Origin of the sequence: Hyalangium versicolor, from assembly GCF_020103695.1 — a bacterium.
Lineage (GTDB): Bacteria > Myxococcota > Myxococcia > Myxococcales > Myxococcaceae > Hyalangium > Hyalangium versicolor.
In genome coordinates, this window is the sequence record NZ_JAHXBF010000072.1 from 1 (window position 1) to 2,121 (window position 2,121).

2 protein-coding genes are annotated in these 2,121 nt (G+C 66.7%); both read right to left on the bottom strand.

All coding sequences use genetic code 11. From position 1 onward, the window contains the following. Positions 1-1,359, bottom strand: a complete 1,359-nt coding sequence (locus tag KY501_RS52730) for a hypothetical protein (RefSeq protein ID WP_224373234.1) — start codon at positions 1,357-1,359, stop codon at positions 1-3. Then, a complete protein-coding gene (locus KY501_RS52735) occupies positions 1,359-1,937 on the bottom strand; it encodes a hypothetical protein (protein ID WP_224373235.1) in 579 nt (192 codons plus the stop codon). Before KY501_RS52735 ends, KY501_RS52730 begins: the two co-directional genes overlap by 1 nt. Between the last annotated feature and the right edge of the window lie 184 nt (positions 1,938-2,121).

Consider the following 2,121-nt stretch of genomic DNA (forward strand, 5'->3'; position numbering starts at 1 on the left):
CTAGCACCAAACGCGCTCCGTGCTCCCCGAGGGATCGGATGATGGTTCCCCGCTCTGGGAGGGCGGAACTTCGAGGGAGTAGAGGACGAGACGATCGTCCAGCCAGGGGAGGCGCAGTTTCTTGGCGTTGAGGTGCTCGAGGTGCTGCTGCCACCAGTCGCGGAACCACCGTGGGTGGAGGACGACAAAGAGGGCCTTGTCGGAGAGGTAGAGCTCTGCCGGGAAGTGGAGCCACCAGCGGCGCAGGGTGCGTGGGTGAGCCCGATGGAACTGTTCGGGCAGCGAGGAGGTGAAGTGGCACAGGGCGTTGACGGCCAGTCCCGCCAGCCAGGAGTAGAGCATGAGAGCGCTCTGGCGGAAGCCGGGCCTGTCCGGATTGGAGCTGTGCTTGGAGTAGCCGGAGGGCGCCGCATCGACGAAGGCGTCATGGAGCAGAACGCGGTAGGTCTGCTCATGGTGCTGGCGAGCGCGAAACTCTTGGATGAGGGTGAGGGCTTGTGTGGCGTTGTCGCGGAAGACGAAGAGCGCGTGCCACCTGTGCTTGCCTCGTCGCCCCTCTTCGCGGGCGACGAGGGTGCGTACCTGCCGGGCGCGGGAGTACTTGTCGGCGCGAAGGGTGGTAGTGGTCTCTGCCACGTGGATGCGCTTGGCAGGGGCAGCCTTGTAGCGGCCGGGCTCCTCGTAGGAGGTGAAGAGTTCCTCGGGCAGGGCCTTCCAGTGCTTGAGGTAGGCGGTGCGCCTGGGAGTGCGCGCCAGCACTACTTGGTTGGGATTCTGGTCCACCAGTTGGAGCAACTCGCGGTGGCTCTGAGCAGCCCCGGCGTCGAGCACCACCCGTAGGGGAGTGCGGCGGTAGCGAGCGCGCAGCGCCGCGAGCATCTTCGAGGCGACGGTGGCCAAGCGAGCGTCGCCCGGGGTGACGACGAGGTTGAGCAGAGTGCGCAGGCCGGTGTCGAAAGAGAAGAAGAGCTTCTCCACGCGCATCTTCTTGTTGCGGATGGTGTGGAAGCCCTTGGGGATGAGGAACTTGCGGGTGAAGCGCGCCACAGCGTGCTCGTCGATGGAGACGTGCAGGCGCTGGACGGAGGCCACTACCGGCTGAGTGAGGCGAACGAACCTGCCCACCGCCTGAGAGGATACGGAGCGCACCCGAGCGCCCAGGGTGGAGCGAGACAGCGTGCGGCGCCCCCCGGTGAGCAAGGCCAGGCCCTCGTCCTGGAGCGAGTCGAAGTGGAAGATGCGCTCAATGCCGAGCACGGCCTTGAAGAACAGGGACAATACCAGGCGGCCACCTCGGTGCTCGCCCACGCTGCCGAAGCATGAGGCTGCGGTGCGGTAGAGCCCCACCGCCTGCTCCATCAGCGCGAAGGCTCCTGCGTGGGCCGTGCGTCCGACAAAAGGGGGGTGCCCTCCACGGACGCGTGCTTCAAGCAGCCCAGGCCGTAGCGTTTGAGGAAGCGGCGCAGGGTGAGCCTGTCCATTTCCACTCCGAAGCTTTGGCGGATAAAGCCCAGCACCTCGGCCACCGAGCACCCCGGGTGCTCCGACAGGTACTTGGCCACCGGCCCCACCTGCTCTTTGCGCAACTTCGGCGCAGGGTGGCCTCGCCGCGCCTTCTGCAGCTTCTTCCAGAACTCCTTGGGCGCCACCTGGCGGGCCTTGCGCACCGCTCTGCCCGTGGTGCCCACCACTGCGCCGATGAGGACCGAACTCAGCCCCAGGCCACTGTGTGACAGCAGGTAGGCCACCATGCGTCGCAGCGCAGGTACCCCGCCTACGAAGCTCAGGAACACCAGCGCCGCCAGCACCACCCCGCGCTGCATGCCGTCCAACTGCGGCAGCTCCACTCCGCTCTCGCTGGCCCATTCCTCAAGGCGCTGCTCTCGCTCGGCCTGACTCAAGGCCGCAGGACTCTTCATCGCCCGCCCTGTCTGCATGGGCCAACCTCTACTCACTCCACAGGTAGGATGGCAAGGGCACAACGCTCGGGGTAGCTCGCCCGGGCGCTCGGCTCAGGGCTCCACAGGCGAACTCCCGGGCGCTGGCGTCAGCTCCCCCTACCCACCACCGGCGGAACTCTGCAAGTCACCCGTTTCGAGCCGCTTACGCGTTTGGTGCTAG

Bases quoted from the DNA above. Each gene is read 5' to 3' on its own strand.
- KY501_RS52735 (WP_224373235.1), bottom strand. From the start codon at position 1,937: ATGCAGACAGGGCGGGCGATGAAGAGTCCTGCGGCCTTGAGTCAGGCC.
- KY501_RS52730 (WP_224373234.1), bottom strand. From the start codon at position 1,359: ATGGAGCAGGCGGTGGGGCTCTACCGCACCGCAGCCTCATGCTTCGGC.